Origin of the sequence: Luteolibacter sp. Y139 (assembly GCF_038066715.1) — a bacterium.
Classification (GTDB): Bacteria; Verrucomicrobiota; Verrucomicrobiia; order Verrucomicrobiales; family Akkermansiaceae; genus Haloferula; species Haloferula soli.
The window spans coordinates 221,718-237,551 of sequence record NZ_JBBUKT010000010.1 but is presented as its reverse complement, the minus strand read 5'-3'; the positions used below and the strand labels follow the sequence as shown (position 1 = coordinate 237,551).

Below are 15,834 nucleotides of genomic sequence, written 5' to 3'. Positions count from 1 at the left end.
CGCCCTATTGCGCCCAAAGTTCCGAAGAATTCCTGTCAGGCACTCAATTAATGTCGTCGGGAAGCATCGTTCCGGGCGGCAACACTTCCCAGTAAGGCATCGCCTCCCGCTTCGTGACTGCTTTGTGGTAGTGCTCGAAGAACACCCGGACATGCTCGTGCCCCATATCGGATTTGAGAGCGTCGAGGTCATTCTCTACGGCGAGCATATAAGTACCGAACGAATGTCGGAGCGCATCCTGCTTCTCGTGGCCGTCGATCCCCGCCTCCTTCCTCACGCGAGCGGCCTTGAATCTCCAGCGCGTTGGAACGATCCTTCCTTGGCGGTCTCCCATTGGAACAATTTCCAGCCAGGTGGCGAGCGTCGCATTGATGCGGACATTCCGACGGCGTGCCTTCTTTGCAATCGTGGGACCGATGCGGATGTTGTGTAGTTCAAGCGACACGTCATCCCAGCGCAGCTTAGCCACCTCTTCGGGCCTCACGCCACCAAATGCCATAACGGCGAACGCCGTGGTGCACGACGCACACCTCTTGTCGATCCCCTCGTCGTAGTCCCTGCATGCCGCCATAAGCCTTTTCAGCTCGGGAGGGCTGTAAATGCTCACATCTGCCGCGTAATCGGGCTTCCGCTCAACGTGGACGCGCTTTACAGGGTTTTCAGCTATGGTGCCGGCCTTCACGCAATCGCCCAATACCGACGAGATGTACCGCAACCCGGACTTCCATCTCGTGCGGCCCTTGGTGACTTCATCCAAGGCTCGCTTGATGGCGGCGGGTTCGATGTCGAAAACATTGAGGGCAATGAACCACGCCGGGAGTGCTTTCCTCCATGCCCGCAAGTCGGCAATGGTGCGTTCGCGGTGGTTGGGACGATTCTCGATGGCGGCCCTCCAGGCTTCGGAAAGCGTCGGAGCCTTGCTGCGTGTGTCGTGGTGGCTGGCGTAGAAGGCGGCTGCCTGCGCGAGCGTCACGTTGAACGGTGCGAGTAGCTCGGCGGCCCTCGTTGCATCCTCTGCGAGCGCGGCGGTGATGTCCGATGCCTTAGCGCGCCCGCCTTGGTAAATCTCACGGAGCCGTTGGCATTCGGCCTTAGCCTGATCGCGGGTTTCGAAGTAGCGGCGGCGAAACCTGCCGGTGTCGGACACGCTGCCGGGGATGTTCACCAGCCATCCCTTCGGCGTCTTCCGATAGTCGAAACGCGGATTTTTCGCCATGGATCGAATATGCACTATCGCAGTCTTAAGTCGAGAATGTTCCGAACGCTGCGAATGGACAGAACGGTGATCCTCTGACCTACGCGGACTTAAGTTTTGTGTCTCCGATTGAAAATCCGCGTGTCGGCGGTTCGATTCCGTCCTGAGCCACCACCTCTGCAGAAAAAAGGACCGCGGCAGTTGCCACGGTCCTTTTTCTTTGGCCTGACGAAATTTACTCATGCCCTTCCCACCTCGAAAATTGCGTTTTAGCCGGAATCGAGCAGGTGCTGCCTATCCCCTCAAAGCAGACGAGGTTATCCAGTTGCGCTCCCCGCTACATACTGCATCCGGTATGACCGGACGGCTGATTTTAAGAGTCACTCAGGATGGAAACCGGGAAAGGGCGGAGTATTGGCTTGGTGCGCCAGATGCGTTTATTTCTGCATCGGACGAGCTGACTGACGACCTCATGCGACATTTGGAGCAGGCCCTGGTGGCGCTTGCAGCAGCTTTAAAGGGCTATCGTCCGGATGTAGATGCCAATGATAGTGGTCGATGCATCTCTTTCTGGAGTTGCGAGCAACCGGCTACGGTGTTTGTTCCAAGCCACCCTACAAGCTACCAGCCACCAGAGGCCTGTTTGGCAGCATTTGACCAAGTGTGGTCACTCGTCATTGGATGAGTATGAGAGCGCGGTCGAACCACGCCCTTCAGTGAGGCTATAACCACGCCCAGGAAGAAGACCGCGGTAGACGCCGCGGTCTTCTTTATCTTCCTGGATCGAACTACCACCGGCATTCGATGCCCGCGAAAACTCCCCGTCCGTCCCCGGGCAGGAACTGACGCTGGTCGACGCCCTTCGCGTTCTCGATCACGCCGGTCGTCGCAGCATAGCGCTCGTCAGTGAGATTCTTGCCCTCGATGAACCACGAGATCCCCTCCTCCACCCGGTGCCCCAGCTTGAAGCCGAGGAGTGCGTAGGGATCCGCCGAGAAGGTATTGCGGTGATCGATCCACGACTTCACCGGCACCCACTCGAAGTTCGGACCAGCATACCAGCCGCAGTCATTCTCCCACATCAGTTCGCCGCGGATCAGGTGCTCCGGCAGGCCGGCGATCTGGTTATCACCATACGTGGGATCATGGTCGAAATGGTAGTCGCCATAAGTCCACGCCGTCCGGAAGACCAACCGGTGCGCCGGATTCTCCTCCCAAGCGCTGCCTAACAGATCGACCTCACCTGCGAGTTCGACGCCTTGATGAATGGTCTGGTCCGCATTGATCGTGCCAGTTGCGCCGATGGCCGCGGGCGGTGGTAGCTGGACAGTGAGCAATTCGTCATCTACCTCAGCCCGATAGACGGACAGATCCCATCGGGCGAAGCCATGCGTGCCGCGGGTGCCGATCTCAAAGGTGGTGGCTTCCTGCGCTTCATTCGCCACCACAGCGGTGCCTGACTCGCTGAAGGACGGCGGCTCGTAGCTACCGCTCACATTCGCGTAGACCTGCGTGGTCTTCTTCTCGTCAGCGTCCCAGCGTACACCGATCTTCGGCGAAACATTGTCGTAGGTGCGGTCGTAGCTGCTGTTCGCGGGCATCGGCCCGAAGACCCGGCGTGTCTCCCGCTCGTTGCGCGAGGCGGCAGCACCGAGCACGCCGGTGAAGCCCGCGCCAAGTTCCAGTTGGCTCTCAACAAAAGCCTCCAGATTGGTCGCCGTCTGATCGTCCTTCTGAACAAGCGCGCCGCGATGACCGCCGACGTTCACGTAGTTTGCGGCATCCGTTTCCCCGCGCTGGAAGAGCAACCCCGCACGGAACCGCTGCTCACGATCGAACAGATCGTCGGTATTCGTGAAGACCACGCCTAACAAACCATCGTTCGACTTCTGATCCACCACCTGGAAGATCGGGTGATCCAGATTCTTGTAGCTCCACGCCGCGATGAAATCGACGGAGCTGTTGCCATTCGTCACCGTGGTCTTGCTCGCGACACGGAACAGCTCGAAGTCTCTCTTCTGGTCCTGGGTGATGTTTGCCGGAGCAGCTTGGCGTGGATCGAGTTCCAACTCGGCCTTGGTCAAGTTACCGGGCAGCTCCGAGTCGGTGACGACAGACGTCAAATAAACCCGGGTCTCCACATTCTCGGCCACCTGCCAGCCGAAGTTGAGGAAGAGGCGTTGGTTGTCCTGGTCCGCATGATGGCGGAAACCCTCCTGCGATTGCTCGGAGAGGCTGAAGTAGAGATCCTTCGAGCCCTCGCTGAAGCCCCCCGCAAAACGCGCCCGCAGGTAGCCGAAAGAACCCGCCTCGAGCCGCGCGGAATATCCAGGCGATGTCAGCCCGGTGTGCGAGACATAGTCGATCGCGCCACCCAGCGTGGAAGATCCATAGGCGAGTGCATTTCCACCCCGCCAGACATTGATGTACGATGCGGATAGTGGATCGAGTGCCTGGAAGTCGAAACCGCCGTCAGCCAGATTCAGCGGCACGCCGTCCTGAAGCACACGGATGCCGCGACCGTGGAAGGTCCTCTGTAAACCGGAGCCGCGGATCGAGAGCCGGGCCTCGTCAGAACCGAAACGCGGCTGGGCAAAGACACCCGCAGACAGCGCGAAGGTGTCAGCCACCGTGCTGGCGCGACCAGTGAGGTAGCGTTCGGCATCGATGACCTCCACACCACCGGGAGTTTTCTCCAGGTCAGCGCGGCTAACCTCGGGGGTCGGAACCGTAAGAGATGGCTGCTTTTTCTGCGCCGTGGCCTCAACGACCATGGCATCGAGTTTGTCAGGCGATTGGGCCTGCAGAAGGGAAACGAGCGAGCCGCCGATACCGGCGACGGTTAAAAAGGAAGCTTTCAAAATGGATCATGTGTGAAGGTGGAAGGCGCGGCGGGACTGGAATTGCGCGCATGCACGGATGTCCTTGTAGGACCTCGTGACACGACGAATGGGGCCGCCTTGGATGGACCGTGATGCCGATGGGAACACGCCGCTGCCCGGTCCGGCTAAAGCCAGGACTACGGACGACGCGACGGGGAACCCTATCAGGCCACGCACCTTGGCGGCGGCACCGGCGGCGCAGACGCTCCTTCTTCAACGGGCAGATTCATGCCCGGAAACATCACCTTCGGAGCCTCCGTGAATTGCGGTGGGGAAAGCGCCAGTGGCGATGACGGAAGCATTTCCTTGAGCAGCTTCACCGTTGGTGAAACCGGCAGTTCCTTCGACTTGCCGTCGGAGTCGGACTTCTTCGCGTCGGCGATCTTGCAGCAGAGCGCGCACGGCTTTTCACCGCTGAAGGTCTCCTTGGCACCCTTGATTAGGCCGTCCTCCTTCGAGTAGCTGACCAACATCCCCGCCCATGCATAGGTCTGCACCAATGCATACTCACCGCCCACCAGATGGATGCTGGCGAATACGGCAAACAAAAGCTGGAAGAGCTTTTTCAGGGGACGGGAAAGAGCTACGGAGCGCTCTCCCTTTCAGCAAGGCAAAATCGGATCTGTCTCGTCAGCGCCGGATAATGTGCACGCCCTTCTTGCTCCCGGCGGCGAACTCCAGCTTGCCATCGCCATCCAGATCCACCGCCAGCACTTGGCAGCCGACGCCCGAATCATTGTCGATCACTTCCGGCTCCCAGCGGACGCCATTGCCATCCTTGCGATTGTAGAAAATCACCGCGAGCGCCGGATCGCGTTCGCCGGGATCATGGCCCATGTGCGCCCAGAAGCGCTTGCCGGTGATGAAGTCGATTCGGCCGTCCTTGTCGAAGTCCCCGGCATCCATCGCATGAAGCTGGCTGAATTGAAGACCATCCGGGCCGGTCTTCGCGGGATCCTCCGGCAGGATCTCATGAGGGGTGAAAGCCACCTTCCCGTCGCTACGATGGTTCTCGCACCAAAACAGCCCGTAGCCATGGCCATTCAAGCTGGTGACCAGGTCATTGTCTCCGTCCTTGTCCACGTCGAAGACCAGCATCTGTGAGCCGCCGGGACCGGCGAATTTCTCCTGATGCCACGTCCACGTCCCGCCCTTCTCCGCCGGCTGCTCGAACCACCCGTCCTTCTCCACGATGTCCATCTTGCCGTCCCCGCTCAGATCCCCGGCGCCCAGCCCGTGCACATACGGCGTGTCCGTGCGCTTCTCCGACACGGCGATGAAGGTCCACGGCTTGGTCACGTCCGACCAATCGACCTCTGCATAGCCAAACTTGCCGCCCTGCATGCAAACGACCTCTTTCTTCCCGTCGCCATCCAGATCCACCCACAGGGGGCTCTCATGGGCCGCCTCGGTCATCACCCGATGGGCCGTCCATTCGCCTTCCTTCCCTGGATTCAGGTAGAGCGTCAGGTCCTTGCCCGGGTGACTGGCCATCAGGATGTCGTTCTTCCCATCGCCATTCAGGTCGTCCACCCAGCTCAGGAACGAGTCCTCCATGTAGCCTTCGATCGACTTGGCACTTCCCGGCCGGTAGGGCTTGGCCTCCTTGAAATCCGGCCCCTTGAACCAGAAGGCCCCGGCGACGAGATCCTTCTTCCCATCTCCATCCAGATCCCCGACAGAAAGGCCCTCGGTGAGGAAATCCTTCGTCACCACTTGCTTCTTCCAAGCCGCCCCACCGGTCGTTTTGGCGTAGGTCAGGGCGATCGCGAGCAGCCCGGCGGGCAGGAGAATGGCTTGGGGTTTCATGGAAAAAGGAAAACGCTTCCAAACGGGGAGGACTTTCGTGTCGCGACAAGGACTTGAAAGCCCGGGGCCCTGCGTGTCGTCTGGAGTAAATCCATGAAACGCACCCTGCCACTGATCGTCACGGCCCTCGCATTCCCAATTTCTGCCAAAGAACTCCCGCCGCTTCCTGCCGAACTCTCGGTCTACCAGCTCGATCCCGCGCCTGAGCCCGCCGGACTCCTCCTGAAAAAGGGCGACCGCGTGGCGATCTGTGGCGACTCGATCACCGAGCAAAAGCGCTACTCGGTGATCATGGAGAGTTACCTCACCGCATGCCTCCCGGAACTGGAAATCACCTGCCGCCAATACGGCTGGAGCGGCGAGCAGGCCGGCGGCTTCCTCGGGCGGCTGGAAAGCGACGTCCTGCGCTTCAAGCCGACCTTCGCCACCTCCTGCTACGGCATGAATGACTTCCGCTACGTGCCCTACGAGGACGGCATCGCCGCGGAATATCGGAAGAACGAGACCACCATGGTCCAGGCATTCAAGAAAGCCGGCACCCGCGTGCTGTTAGGCTCGCCCGGCATCATCGATTCCGTGCCCGGCTGGGTGAAGTCGGCCAAGGGCACCCAGCAGGACCTCAATCTTTCCCTCTCGAAGTTCCGCAACATCGGCATCCAGATCGCGGCAGAGGAAAAGGTCGCCTTCGCCGATGTCTACCGCCCGATGCTGCTCGCTGACAACCTGGCAAAGAAACAAAACGGCCCGGACTTCAAGGTCGCGGGCAAGGACGGCGTTCACCCCAACTGGGCCGGCCAAGTGGTCATGGCCTACGCCTTCCTCAAGGGCATGGGCATCGATGGCGATCTCGGCACCATCACCATCGGCCGCTCGGGCAAGGCGACCGCCACCGCTGGTCACAAGGTGATCTCCTCCGACGGCGGCAAGATCACCCTCCAGAGCACCAAGCTCCCCTTCAGCCCCGGCCCTGGCGACGTGAAGAATGACGATGTCATCGCCGCGGGACTCGCACTCGTTCCCTTCGATGACGAGCTGAACCGCCTCACCCTCAGGATCGATTTCCCCGAAGCGAAGAACTACGACGTGACCTGGGGCGACGCGACCAAGACCTACACGGCGGACGAACTCAAGAAGGGCGTGAATCTCGCCAAGGACTTCGTCAACAACCCGCTGGTGCCCGCCTTCAAGAAAGTCTGGGACGCTGTGTCCGCGAAGCAAAACTACGAGACCCGCCAGATCAAGGAGCTGGCCCACGGGATGGAAGGCAAGACGGATATCGATGGAACCTTCACGCTGACCGAGAAGGTCCGCGCTAAGCTCGCCAAGGCAGTCGCCGACTCGGTGCAGCCTGCCGAGCACGTGATCACCGTCACGGCAAAGTAAGCACTTCATCGACAGGCGGCGGATCGATGCCATCGTGCCCGACATGACCCGGCGTGACACCTTCCGACTGATTGCCGGCGGCCTGGCGATGAGCCATGCCGCCGCCCAGCAACCCGCTGCCCCTGCCATGCTCACACGCCCCATCCCCTCGTCCGGCGAAAAGCTGCCCGTCATCGGCATGGGCACGTGGCAGACCTTCGACGTCGCCGATCCAGCGCCGCTTGAAGAAGTGCTGAAGGTCTTCTCCGAACTCGGCGGCAAGCTGCTCGATTCCTCGCCGATGTATGGCAAGTCCGAGCAAGTTGCCGGCGACCTGATCGGCAAGCTCGGGCTGCGCGAGAAGCTCTTCATCGCCACCAAGGTCTGGACCAAAGGCAAGGCGGAAGGCATCGCCCAGATGGAGTCATCGATGAAGAAGCTCCGTGCCAAGCCGATCGACCTGATGCAGGTGCACAATCTCGTCGATGTCGGCACCCACCTCGATACCCTGCGCGGCTGGAAAAAAGACGGCACCGTCCGCTACCTCGGCGTCACCCATTACACCGCCAGCCAGCATGAAGCTGTCGCCAAGCTGGTCGCCTCCGAGACGCTCGATTTCCTCCAGATCAACTATTCCCTCGGCGAGCGCGAGGCAGAGGAGAAGCTACTCCCCTTGGCAAAAGACCGCAGCGTCGCCGTCATCGTCAACCGCCCCTTCGCCGGCGGCGAGTTATTCAAGAAGCTCCGCGAAAAACCTCTGCCCGCTTGGGCAAAGGAAATCGATTGCGACAGCTGGGCGCAGATCATGCTGAAGTTCGTGGTCTCCCATCCAGCGATCACCTGTGCGATCCCGGCAACCTCAAAGGTCGAACACCTCCGCGACAACATGAAAGCCGGTCTCGGCACCATGCCGGACGAAGCGATGCGCAAGAGGATCGCGGCCGAAGCCGTCTAACGGTCCGCCTGATAGTAGCCGAAGGCCCTTGGACTGCTGTGATTCTTCGCAGCTTTCGAATGCATCTAATAGCCGTCTGCCCATGAACGAATTGAGGCGACCCCGAAGGATCGCCTCATCTCCTCACAACGACCAGCTGCACCCTAAGCTCCGGATAACCGGAGCAGCCCAGAGGCGGCTGCGCCGCGTTCATCGCTTCGTGCCGCAAAATGGGCTCACCCCATCGCCTTCTCCATCAGCGCGTTCATCCGCTTCACCGTCTCGCTCGCATCATCCAGCAAGCCGGCAGCAATCAACGCATTGTCAAAAAGCTGCCCCGCCACCAGCTTCGCCAGCTCCGGATTCGACTCACTCGTCTCAGCAAGCTTCTTCACCAGCGGATGCCGTGGATTGATCTCCAGCTCGACCTTCACGTCATCCTGGAAGTTCTCATCCATCGCCTTCATCATCCGGCGCATCTGCGGCGTCATGCCATCTTGCGGGACGAGAGCGATCACCGGGCTGTCCACGAGACGCTTGCCGCTGGCAACACTGGTCACCTTCCCGCCGAGCTCATCCTTCAGGAACGAGCACAGCTTCTCCGTCGCCTCCGCTCCCAGCGCATCGCCTTCCGTTGCATTGTCATCCAGCTCGACACCGGCATGGCTGATCGAAACGAGCTTTTTGCCATCGAACTCGCCCAATGACTCGACGACATATTCATCGACCGGGTCCGTGAAATAAATGACCTCCAGCCCACGCGCCTTGAATGCCTCGATATACGGACTGCTCTCAAGCTGCACGCGGCTCGGGCCCACGAGGAAATAGATCTTGTCCTGCCCGTCCTTCGCGCGGGTGACGTAGTCGGCGAAGCTGGAGAGCTTGCCTTCATCCGTCATCGATGACTCGAAGCGCAGCAGCTTCGCAAGGCCGTCCTTGTTCGCATAGTCGGTCGCCACGCCTTCTTTGAAGAACCGGTCGAACTTCTTGTAGAAAGCCTGGAACTTCTCCGGATCCGCCTCGGCTTCTTTCTCGAACATCTTCACCACCCGCTTGGCAATCACGCTGCCGAGCTTCCGCACCAGCGCACTGTCCTGCATCGTCTCACGGGAAATGTTCAGCGGCAGGTCGGCGCTATCGATCACCCCCTTGAGGAAACGCATCCACTCCGGCAGCAACCCCTTCGGCGCAGGATCGATCAGCACCTTCTTGCAATACAGCGCCACCGCCGGCTCGGTCTTCTGCATGCCCCAGCGCTCCATATTCTCATCGGGCACGAAGATCAGCGCATTGATCGCAAGCGGCGCATCCGCAGCGAAGTGCAAGCGATACGCCGGATCATTGTAGGCGTGGCAGGCGAACTGATAGAACTCCTTGTATTCCTCCTCGCTGATGTCCGCCTTGTTCTTCAGCCACAGTGCCTCGACCTTGTTGACGCGCTCGCCATCGAGAAGAATCGGGAAGCCGACGAAATTGCTGTAGCGCTCGATGAGATGCTTCACGCGCGCATCCTCCGCGTATTCGGCATGCTCCTCCTTGAGGTGCAGCACGATCTTCACGCCACGCTCAAGGCCGCTCGCTTCCTCGATCGAGTAGCCGCTGACGCCATCGCTGGTCCACAGCAGCTCCTCGCCATTCTCGCGCCACGAGCGGGTGAAGACCTCCACCTTCTCCGCGACCATGAAGGCCGAGTAAAAGCCCACGCCGAACTGCCCGATCATGTTCGCCGGCGAGTTGCCGCTTTCCTTCATCGCCGTGAGGAAAGCCTTTGTGCCCGAGTGCGCGATCGTTCCCAGATTCTCCACCAGCTCCTCGCGGGTCATGCCGATGCCGCGGTCGGCGATGGTCACGGTCCGGGCCTCCTTGTCGGTGGTGATTGTGATCTCCAGCGGCAGCGCCGCATCGTGAATGTCCTTCTCCGTGCCCTGCAGGTGGCGCAGCTTCTCCATCGAATCGGAGGCATTCGAGACCAGCTCGCGCAGGAAGATCTCTCGGTCGGTGTAGAGGGAGTGGACGACGAGATCGAGCAGCTGCTTGATTTCGGCCTGGAAGGAGTGCGTTTCGAGAGTGGCGTCGCTCATGGGAGTGGAGTGGTTTGGGGCCGCGAAAATAGCGGGCGATTCCCGGCTGTCAAAGGGCGACCTGCACGGTCCCCGCAGTTCCTCGCCCCGGAAATGCGGAAATCTTTGGTGGTGTCATCACACATTCTTGCTTTCGTGCAACTGAAGCGCCTAAAAAATCGGGAAACCCGGAATAGCCAATGTCTGATAACCCTCCCCGTCGCCCTCGGATCCTCGTCGTCACCCCGGAAATCACCTACCTGCCGGAGGGGATGGGTAACCTCGCCCAGCGCATGTGCGCCAAGGCCGGCGGCCTCGCCGACGTCTCCGCTTCGCTCGTCAAGGCCCTCTACGACCAAGGTGCCGACGTCCACGTCGCCCTGCCGAACTACCGCCGGATGTTCCACCAGGACGTCGCCAGCGTCTTCGACAATGAGTTCGAGAAAGTCAGCAGCGCTTTGCCCGAGCAGCGCATCCACCTCGCCCAAGATCGCGTCTTCTACCACCGCTCCAGCGTCTACGGCGCGGAGAATCACCTCATCGCCCTCGCCTTCCAGCGCGAGGTCATCAATCACACCCTCCCGCAGGTCCGGCCGGACCTCATCCACTGCAATGACTGGATGACGGGACTGATTCCCGCCGTGGCGAAGCAATACGGCATCAAGTCCCTCTTCACCGTCCACAACATCCACTCCGAGCACCTTACGCTCGCGCAGATTGAGGACCGTGGCATCGACGCCGCCGCATTCTGGCAGCACTGCTACTATCGCCGCGCCCCATGGAACTACGAGGAAAGCCGCGCCAACAATCCGGTCGACCTTCTAACCACCGGCATCCTCTCCGCCGACCATGTGAACACGGTCAGCCCGACCTTCCTCGATGAAATCGTGCAGGGCTATCACCACTTCATCCCGGATGCGATCCGCAACCAGCTCCGCGACAAGCATCGCGATGGCCGCGCCACCGGTATCCTGAATGCCCCGGACCCGGGCTTCGACCCGGCCAGCGATCCCTACCTGAAGAACCACTTCACCGCCGCCGACCACTCGGAAGGCAAGCGCAAGAACAAGCTGGAACTCCAAGAGCGCCTCGGCCTGATGGGCGATCCGGATGTGCCGCTGTTCTTCTGGCCTTCACGCCTCGATCCCGTGCAAAAGGGCTGTCAGCTCCTCGGTGACATCCTCCACAGCCTCGTCACACAGAACAAGCTGCAGATCGCGATTATCGCCAGCGGCGCTTACAAGAACCACTTTCACGACATCGTGAACCGCCACCGCTTCCACGGCCAGGTGGCAGTGCGCGATTTCGATGAAGGACTCTCGCACCTCGGCTACGCGGCCAGCGATTTCATCTTCATGCCCTCCTCCTTCGAGCCCTGCGGCCTGCCGCAGATGATCGCGCCGAAGTATGGCAGCCTCACCCTCGCCCACGACACCGGCGGCCTCCACGATACCGTCGACCCCTTCGACGCCGAAGCCGACAAGGGCAATGGTTTCCTCTTCAAGCACTTCAACGGCGACGGCCTACGCTGGGCAGTAAACGAAGCTCTCAAGTTCTACCACGGCGGTGAAGAGCACCGCACCCACCACCGCGCCCGCATCATGAAGGAAGCCGTCGCCCGCTTCAATCATGAGGCCACCGCCGCAGCCTACATCAAGCGCTACGAGCAGATGCTGGACACGGCCGTGATGACGTGACTTGGCAGCCTCTCTGAAACCCCTCCTGTCAGTCGTCGGACTGAATGGGAATTGATAGCGATCTCGCGATACGCAGGAGGCGGGGACGGAAATGCTCGTTTGCACTCGAAAGGGCCTTGGCCATCATTGCCTCCGCCTCTATCGGCATCTCCGCCAGATGAAAGGCGACAGCCGCCTTGAAGTCGATTTCCTGCCTCTCAAACTCCTTCGCTAAACCTTCGAAGGAATCCAAGCTCTCAAGCCACGGAATGCCATGGTCCGCAATCTCGGCAAAGAGTTCGTCGGCCAAGATGCCTGGCGATATTGAGGGAGTGACTTCCCACCAGTAGTCCTTCCTGTCCGGTCGGAGCTGTCCGATCCTGACACGGGGCATGCAGTGATACTCCTTCAGCTTCCCCTTCAGAGGACTGTCACCCACTATCTTACCGATCTCCTCCACAAACACTCCGAAGTTTAACGTGATCTTCGCCTCATCAGCCGTGTTCCATGACGAGAGTTGGAGGTTGATCACTTGAGGCCATTTCGACGTCCGCACCCACGTATTGCCATCCTTGCGAAAACCGAGGCCTTTCAGGCGCCGGGCATGCAATGACGATACGGCCTCCTTGATCACATCTTGGGCGGTGGGCATTTGTTCAGTCGGACTTTGAACAGATGTTCTAAGCCGAAGGAAAGGGGCCTTTCAATCGAAACCCCAGATGCCAAATTTCAATTCATTGAGAAAACCGATACATCTCCAAAAACTCACGATGAGGTCCTGACGCCAGCTCATGCCACACTCCCCGGTGACTCTTATGAACCTCAGCTTCACGATGCCTCTCGAATGGGTTAGAGAACCAGTTGACCGCAGTCCCTCCCCGCCACCCGCGCAGCCCGCGGCCGAGCTTCTCCCCCGCCCCACCATGAGCACCCGTCTCCAATTCACTGCCGACGACGGCGCTTGCCTCCACTACAAAACCTGGAACGTCCAAGGTGCCACGCGCGCCCTGGTGCTGATCCACCGCGGCCACGAGCACGCCGACCGCTGGGATCCCGTGATCCCATCGCTCGAAATGCCGGACACCGCCATCTACGCGTGGGAAGCCCGCGGCCACGGCCAATCCGAAGGCCGCCGCGGCCACGCCACCGGCTTCATGCAGTATGTCCGGGACCTCGACGCCTTCGTCCGCCACCTGAAGGCTAGCCACGGCCTGACGCCAGAGCGCACGGTTGTCGTCGCCCACAGCGTGGGTGCAGTGATCACCGCAGCATGGGTGCACGATTTCGCCCCACGGATCGCCGGACTGGTGCTGGCAACCCCTGCCTTCCACGTGAACCTCATCGTGCCCGGCGCGCTCACGAACATCCGCCTGATGCAGAAGCTCAAGCCGGACTCCACCATCAAGAGCTACGTCCGTGGCTCGTGGCTGACCCGCGATACCCAGGCAGCCGCCACCTACGACGCCGACAGCGCGATCTCCAAGGACATCTCCGCGAAGATTCTCGTCGAGCTCTTCGACACCGGCAAACGCGTCACCAGCGATGCCGCGGTCATGGACCGCCCGCTGCTGCTCTTCTCCGCCGGTGCCGACCGCGTCGTGAAGCGCGAGGCGATCGATGCTTTCTACGACAACTATGGTAGCGATCAAAAGGTCCACCTCTCGTTGAAGGACGCGCGCCACGCCATCTTCCACGACCTTTGCCGCGAGGAAGCCATCGGTGCCATCCGCCGCTTCGCCGAGCGCTGCTTCGAGAAGCCCACACCACCGCGACTGGAAGCAGACCTCTCCCATCCCGCGACGAACGAGGAATACGCAGGCCTCCAGAAGCCGCTGCCCGCGCCCTCACTAAAGGGCCTCTCCTTCTCCATCCAGCGCTCGATGTTAGGCACGCTCGGCAAACTGAGCCGCGGCATCCGCATCGGCCACGCGACCGGCTTCGACTCCGGCGAGTCGCTCGACTACGTTTACGAAAACCAATCCCGCGGTGCCCTCGGCCTCGGCAAGGTGATCGACCGCGGCTATCTCGATGCCATCGGCTGGCGCGGCATCCGCCAACGCCGCGAATGCATGAACCAAGCCCTGCGCTTCGCCCTCACCAAGGTCCGCGAGGATCACTTGCCGCTCGAACTCATGGACATCGCTGGCGGAGCGGGCCGTTACTTGCTCGACATCCTCGATGACCCCGAAGTCGGCAGTAACCTGCACGTGCTGTGCCGCGATTGGAGCCAGTCCGCGCTGGAAACCGGACGCGCTGCTGCCAGCGCGAGGTTACTAAAGAACCGAATCGACCACATCCGCGCCGATGCCTTTGACGAAACTTCCCTCGCCAGCGTAGATCCCAAGCCCTCGGTGGCAGTCGTCTCCGGCCTCTATGAACTCTTCCCCGAAAACGATCGCCTCCAGCGATCCCTGCGCGGCCTCTTCTCCGCCGTCTCTCCCGGCGGCTGGCTGGTCTACACCGGCCAACCCTGGCACCCTCAGGTGGAAATGATCGCCCGCACCCTGACCAATCGCGACGGCCGCTTCTGGGTCATGCGCCGCCGCCCGCAGGGCGAAATGGATGCGCTCGTCGAAGCCGCCGGCTTTCGCAAGGAACGACAGTGGATCGATGACTTCGGCATCTTCACCGTGAGCATCGCTCGCCGTCCATGAACCTAAACCTGCCTCCCCGCGAACCCGGCCTGCTGTGGGCGAGACTATGGCGCTTGGCCCTCGCCGGCGGGATGTTCGTGCTGGTCTACGGCTTCTGCAATCGCTTCACTTCCACGCGCCCCAACGTCGGCACCTGGTTCTGGGAATGGGAACGCCACATTCCCTTCGTGAGGGAAATGGTGGTCCCCTACTGGTCGCTGGATCTCTTCTTCATCGGGTCGTTCTTCCTGTGTTCTAACAAAGCGGAACTGAACCTCGTGACCAAGCGTCTGGTCGCTGTGGTCGTGGCGAGCGGACTCTGCTTCCTGCTGTTTCCCTTGAAGATGGGCTTTCCCCGGCCGGTTCCCACCGGCTGGACCGCCCCGCTCTTCCACGCGCTCTACGCGAATGACATGCCCTACAATCTCGCGCCGTCGCTTCATATCAGCCTGCGCTCGCTGGTATGGTTCGTCTACGGAGCCCATCTGACAGGCCTCACAAGGAAGATCACCAAGGTCTGGTTCATGCTGATCAGCCTGTCCACGCTGCTGGTCTGGCAACACCATGTCATCGACGTGGCCACCGGCTTCATGATGGGGTGGCTGATCGCAGCGCTGATTCCGGATCCGCGTTTCAAAACCGGGCCCACTCCGTCGCCAAAGCTCGCATTCCGTTACGGGATCGGAGCACTCGCCTGCGCGGCGCTGGCGTTCCTGTGGTTCGGTTTCGCTTGGCCGGCACTTTCTCTGGGCATCGTCTCCCTCGCCTACGCCACCGGCCTTGCACGCGTGCTGGGGAAGGAAAATGGCACGCTTTCACCCGCCGCGGAGTGGTGCCTGATGCCGGTGCTACTGGTGACGCGCCTCTATCAGCGGCGCTGGCTGAGGCGCGAGCCGGCGTGGTGCGAGATGGCACCGGGAGTGATGTTCGGTCGCAGGTTGACCGGGCGCGAAGCGGAAGGACTGCTGACGGGTGGCCCGCTCGCCGTGCTCGACCTGACCGCAGAGTCGACCGCCGCGACCGTGCTCCGCGAGCAAGCCCTTTACCGCAGCCTTCCCCTCCTCGACCTGGTAAAACCCGCGGACGAAGAAATCGCGAAAGCCATCGCCTTCATCCGCGAACAGCAGCCGCAGCGGCGGGTCTATGTCCACTGCCAACTCGGCCTCCAGCGCTCGGCCCTGATCCTCGCCCACTGGCTGGTCGAAAGCGGCGGCGCAGGAGACTTGGAGCGAGCCAAAGCCATGATCTGCACCCGGGTGCCGGAGGCCGTTCTGTCACGATGA

The 15,834-nt window shown here is 61.0% G+C and carries 12 protein-coding genes; 6 read left to right on the top strand and 6 right to left on the bottom strand.

What is annotated here, in order from left to right; translation table 11 throughout:
• Nucleotides 1-43 precede the first annotated feature (43 nt).
• Nucleotides 44-1,216 (bottom strand): tyrosine-type recombinase/integrase, encoded by a 1,173-nt coding sequence (locus tag WKV53_RS22260; protein ID WP_341407016.1) that lies wholly within the window; start codon nt 1,214-1,216, stop codon nt 44-46.
• 220 nt (nt 1,217-1,436) lie between these two features.
• Between WKV53_RS22260 and WKV53_RS22255 the strand changes: the two genes are divergently transcribed.
• Nucleotides 1,437-1,880, top strand: coding sequence for a hypothetical protein (locus WKV53_RS22255; RefSeq protein WP_341407015.1), 444 nt, complete (start codon nt 1,437-1,439; stop codon nt 1,878-1,880).
• A gap of 103 nt (nt 1,881-1,983) precedes the next feature.
• Here the strand turns inward: WKV53_RS22255 and WKV53_RS22250 are convergent, their stop codons facing one another.
• From WKV53_RS22250 to WKV53_RS22240, 3 genes are all read right to left on the bottom strand, one after another.
• Entirely contained in the window at nt 1,984-4,056 is a 2,073-nt protein-coding gene (locus tag WKV53_RS22250; RefSeq protein WP_341407014.1) for a TonB-dependent receptor family protein, read from the bottom strand.
• A gap of 185 nt (nt 4,057-4,241) precedes the next feature.
• The gene (locus WKV53_RS22245) at nt 4,242-4,625 is read right to left on the bottom strand and encodes a hypothetical protein (protein ID WP_341407013.1); all 384 of its coding nucleotides are present in this window, start codon (nt 4,623-4,625) and stop codon (nt 4,242-4,244) included.
• Between the two features lie 82 nt (nt 4,626-4,707).
• Complete coding sequence (locus WKV53_RS22240; protein ID WP_341407012.1) at nt 4,708-5,886, bottom strand: FG-GAP repeat domain-containing protein; 1,179 nt, start codon at nt 5,884-5,886, stop codon at nt 4,708-4,710.
• A gap of 93 nt (nt 5,887-5,979) precedes the next feature.
• Here WKV53_RS22240 and WKV53_RS22235 point away from each other — a divergent pair, with 93 nt between their 5' ends.
• A complete protein-coding gene (locus WKV53_RS22235; protein WP_341407011.1) occupies nt 5,980-7,269 on the top strand; it encodes an SGNH/GDSL hydrolase family protein in 1,290 nt (429 codons plus the stop codon).
• 43 nt (nt 7,270-7,312) lie between these two features.
• Nucleotides 7,313-8,203 (top strand): aldo/keto reductase, encoded by an 891-nt coding sequence (locus WKV53_RS22230; RefSeq protein WP_341407075.1) that lies wholly within the window; start codon nt 7,313-7,315, stop codon nt 8,201-8,203.
• A gap of 215 nt (nt 8,204-8,418) precedes the next feature.
• On the opposite strand, the gene htpG is transcribed toward WKV53_RS22230, so the two are convergent.
• Complete coding sequence (gene htpG / locus WKV53_RS22225; RefSeq protein WP_341407010.1) at nt 8,419-10,263, bottom strand: molecular chaperone HtpG; 1,845 nt, start codon at nt 10,261-10,263, stop codon at nt 8,419-8,421.
• A 179-nt stretch (nt 10,264-10,442) separates the two neighbouring features.
• On the opposite strand from htpG, the gene WKV53_RS22220 reads away from it, so the two are divergent.
• A complete protein-coding gene (locus tag WKV53_RS22220; RefSeq protein ID WP_341407009.1) occupies nt 10,443-11,939 on the top strand; it encodes a glycogen synthase in 1,497 nt (498 codons plus the stop codon).
• A 28-nt stretch (nt 11,940-11,967) separates the two neighbouring features.
• Here WKV53_RS22220 and WKV53_RS22215 read toward each other — a convergent pair whose 3' ends face one another.
• Entirely contained in the window at nt 11,968-12,570 is a 603-nt protein-coding gene (locus WKV53_RS22215; protein ID WP_341407008.1) for a DUF4304 domain-containing protein, read from the bottom strand.
• A 271-nt stretch (nt 12,571-12,841) separates the two neighbouring features.
• Between WKV53_RS22215 and WKV53_RS22210 the strand changes: the two genes are divergently transcribed.
• Nucleotides 12,842-14,572: a bifunctional alpha/beta hydrolase/class I SAM-dependent methyltransferase gene (locus WKV53_RS22210; protein WP_341407007.1), complete on the top strand. Its 1,731-nt coding sequence runs from the start codon at nt 12,842-12,844 to the stop codon at nt 14,570-14,572.
• The gene (locus WKV53_RS22205) at nt 14,569-15,834 is read left to right on the top strand and encodes a phosphatase domain-containing putative toxin (protein ID WP_341407006.1); all 1,266 of its coding nucleotides are present in this window, start codon (nt 14,569-14,571) and stop codon (nt 15,832-15,834) included. Before WKV53_RS22210 ends, WKV53_RS22205 begins: the two co-directional genes overlap by 4 nt.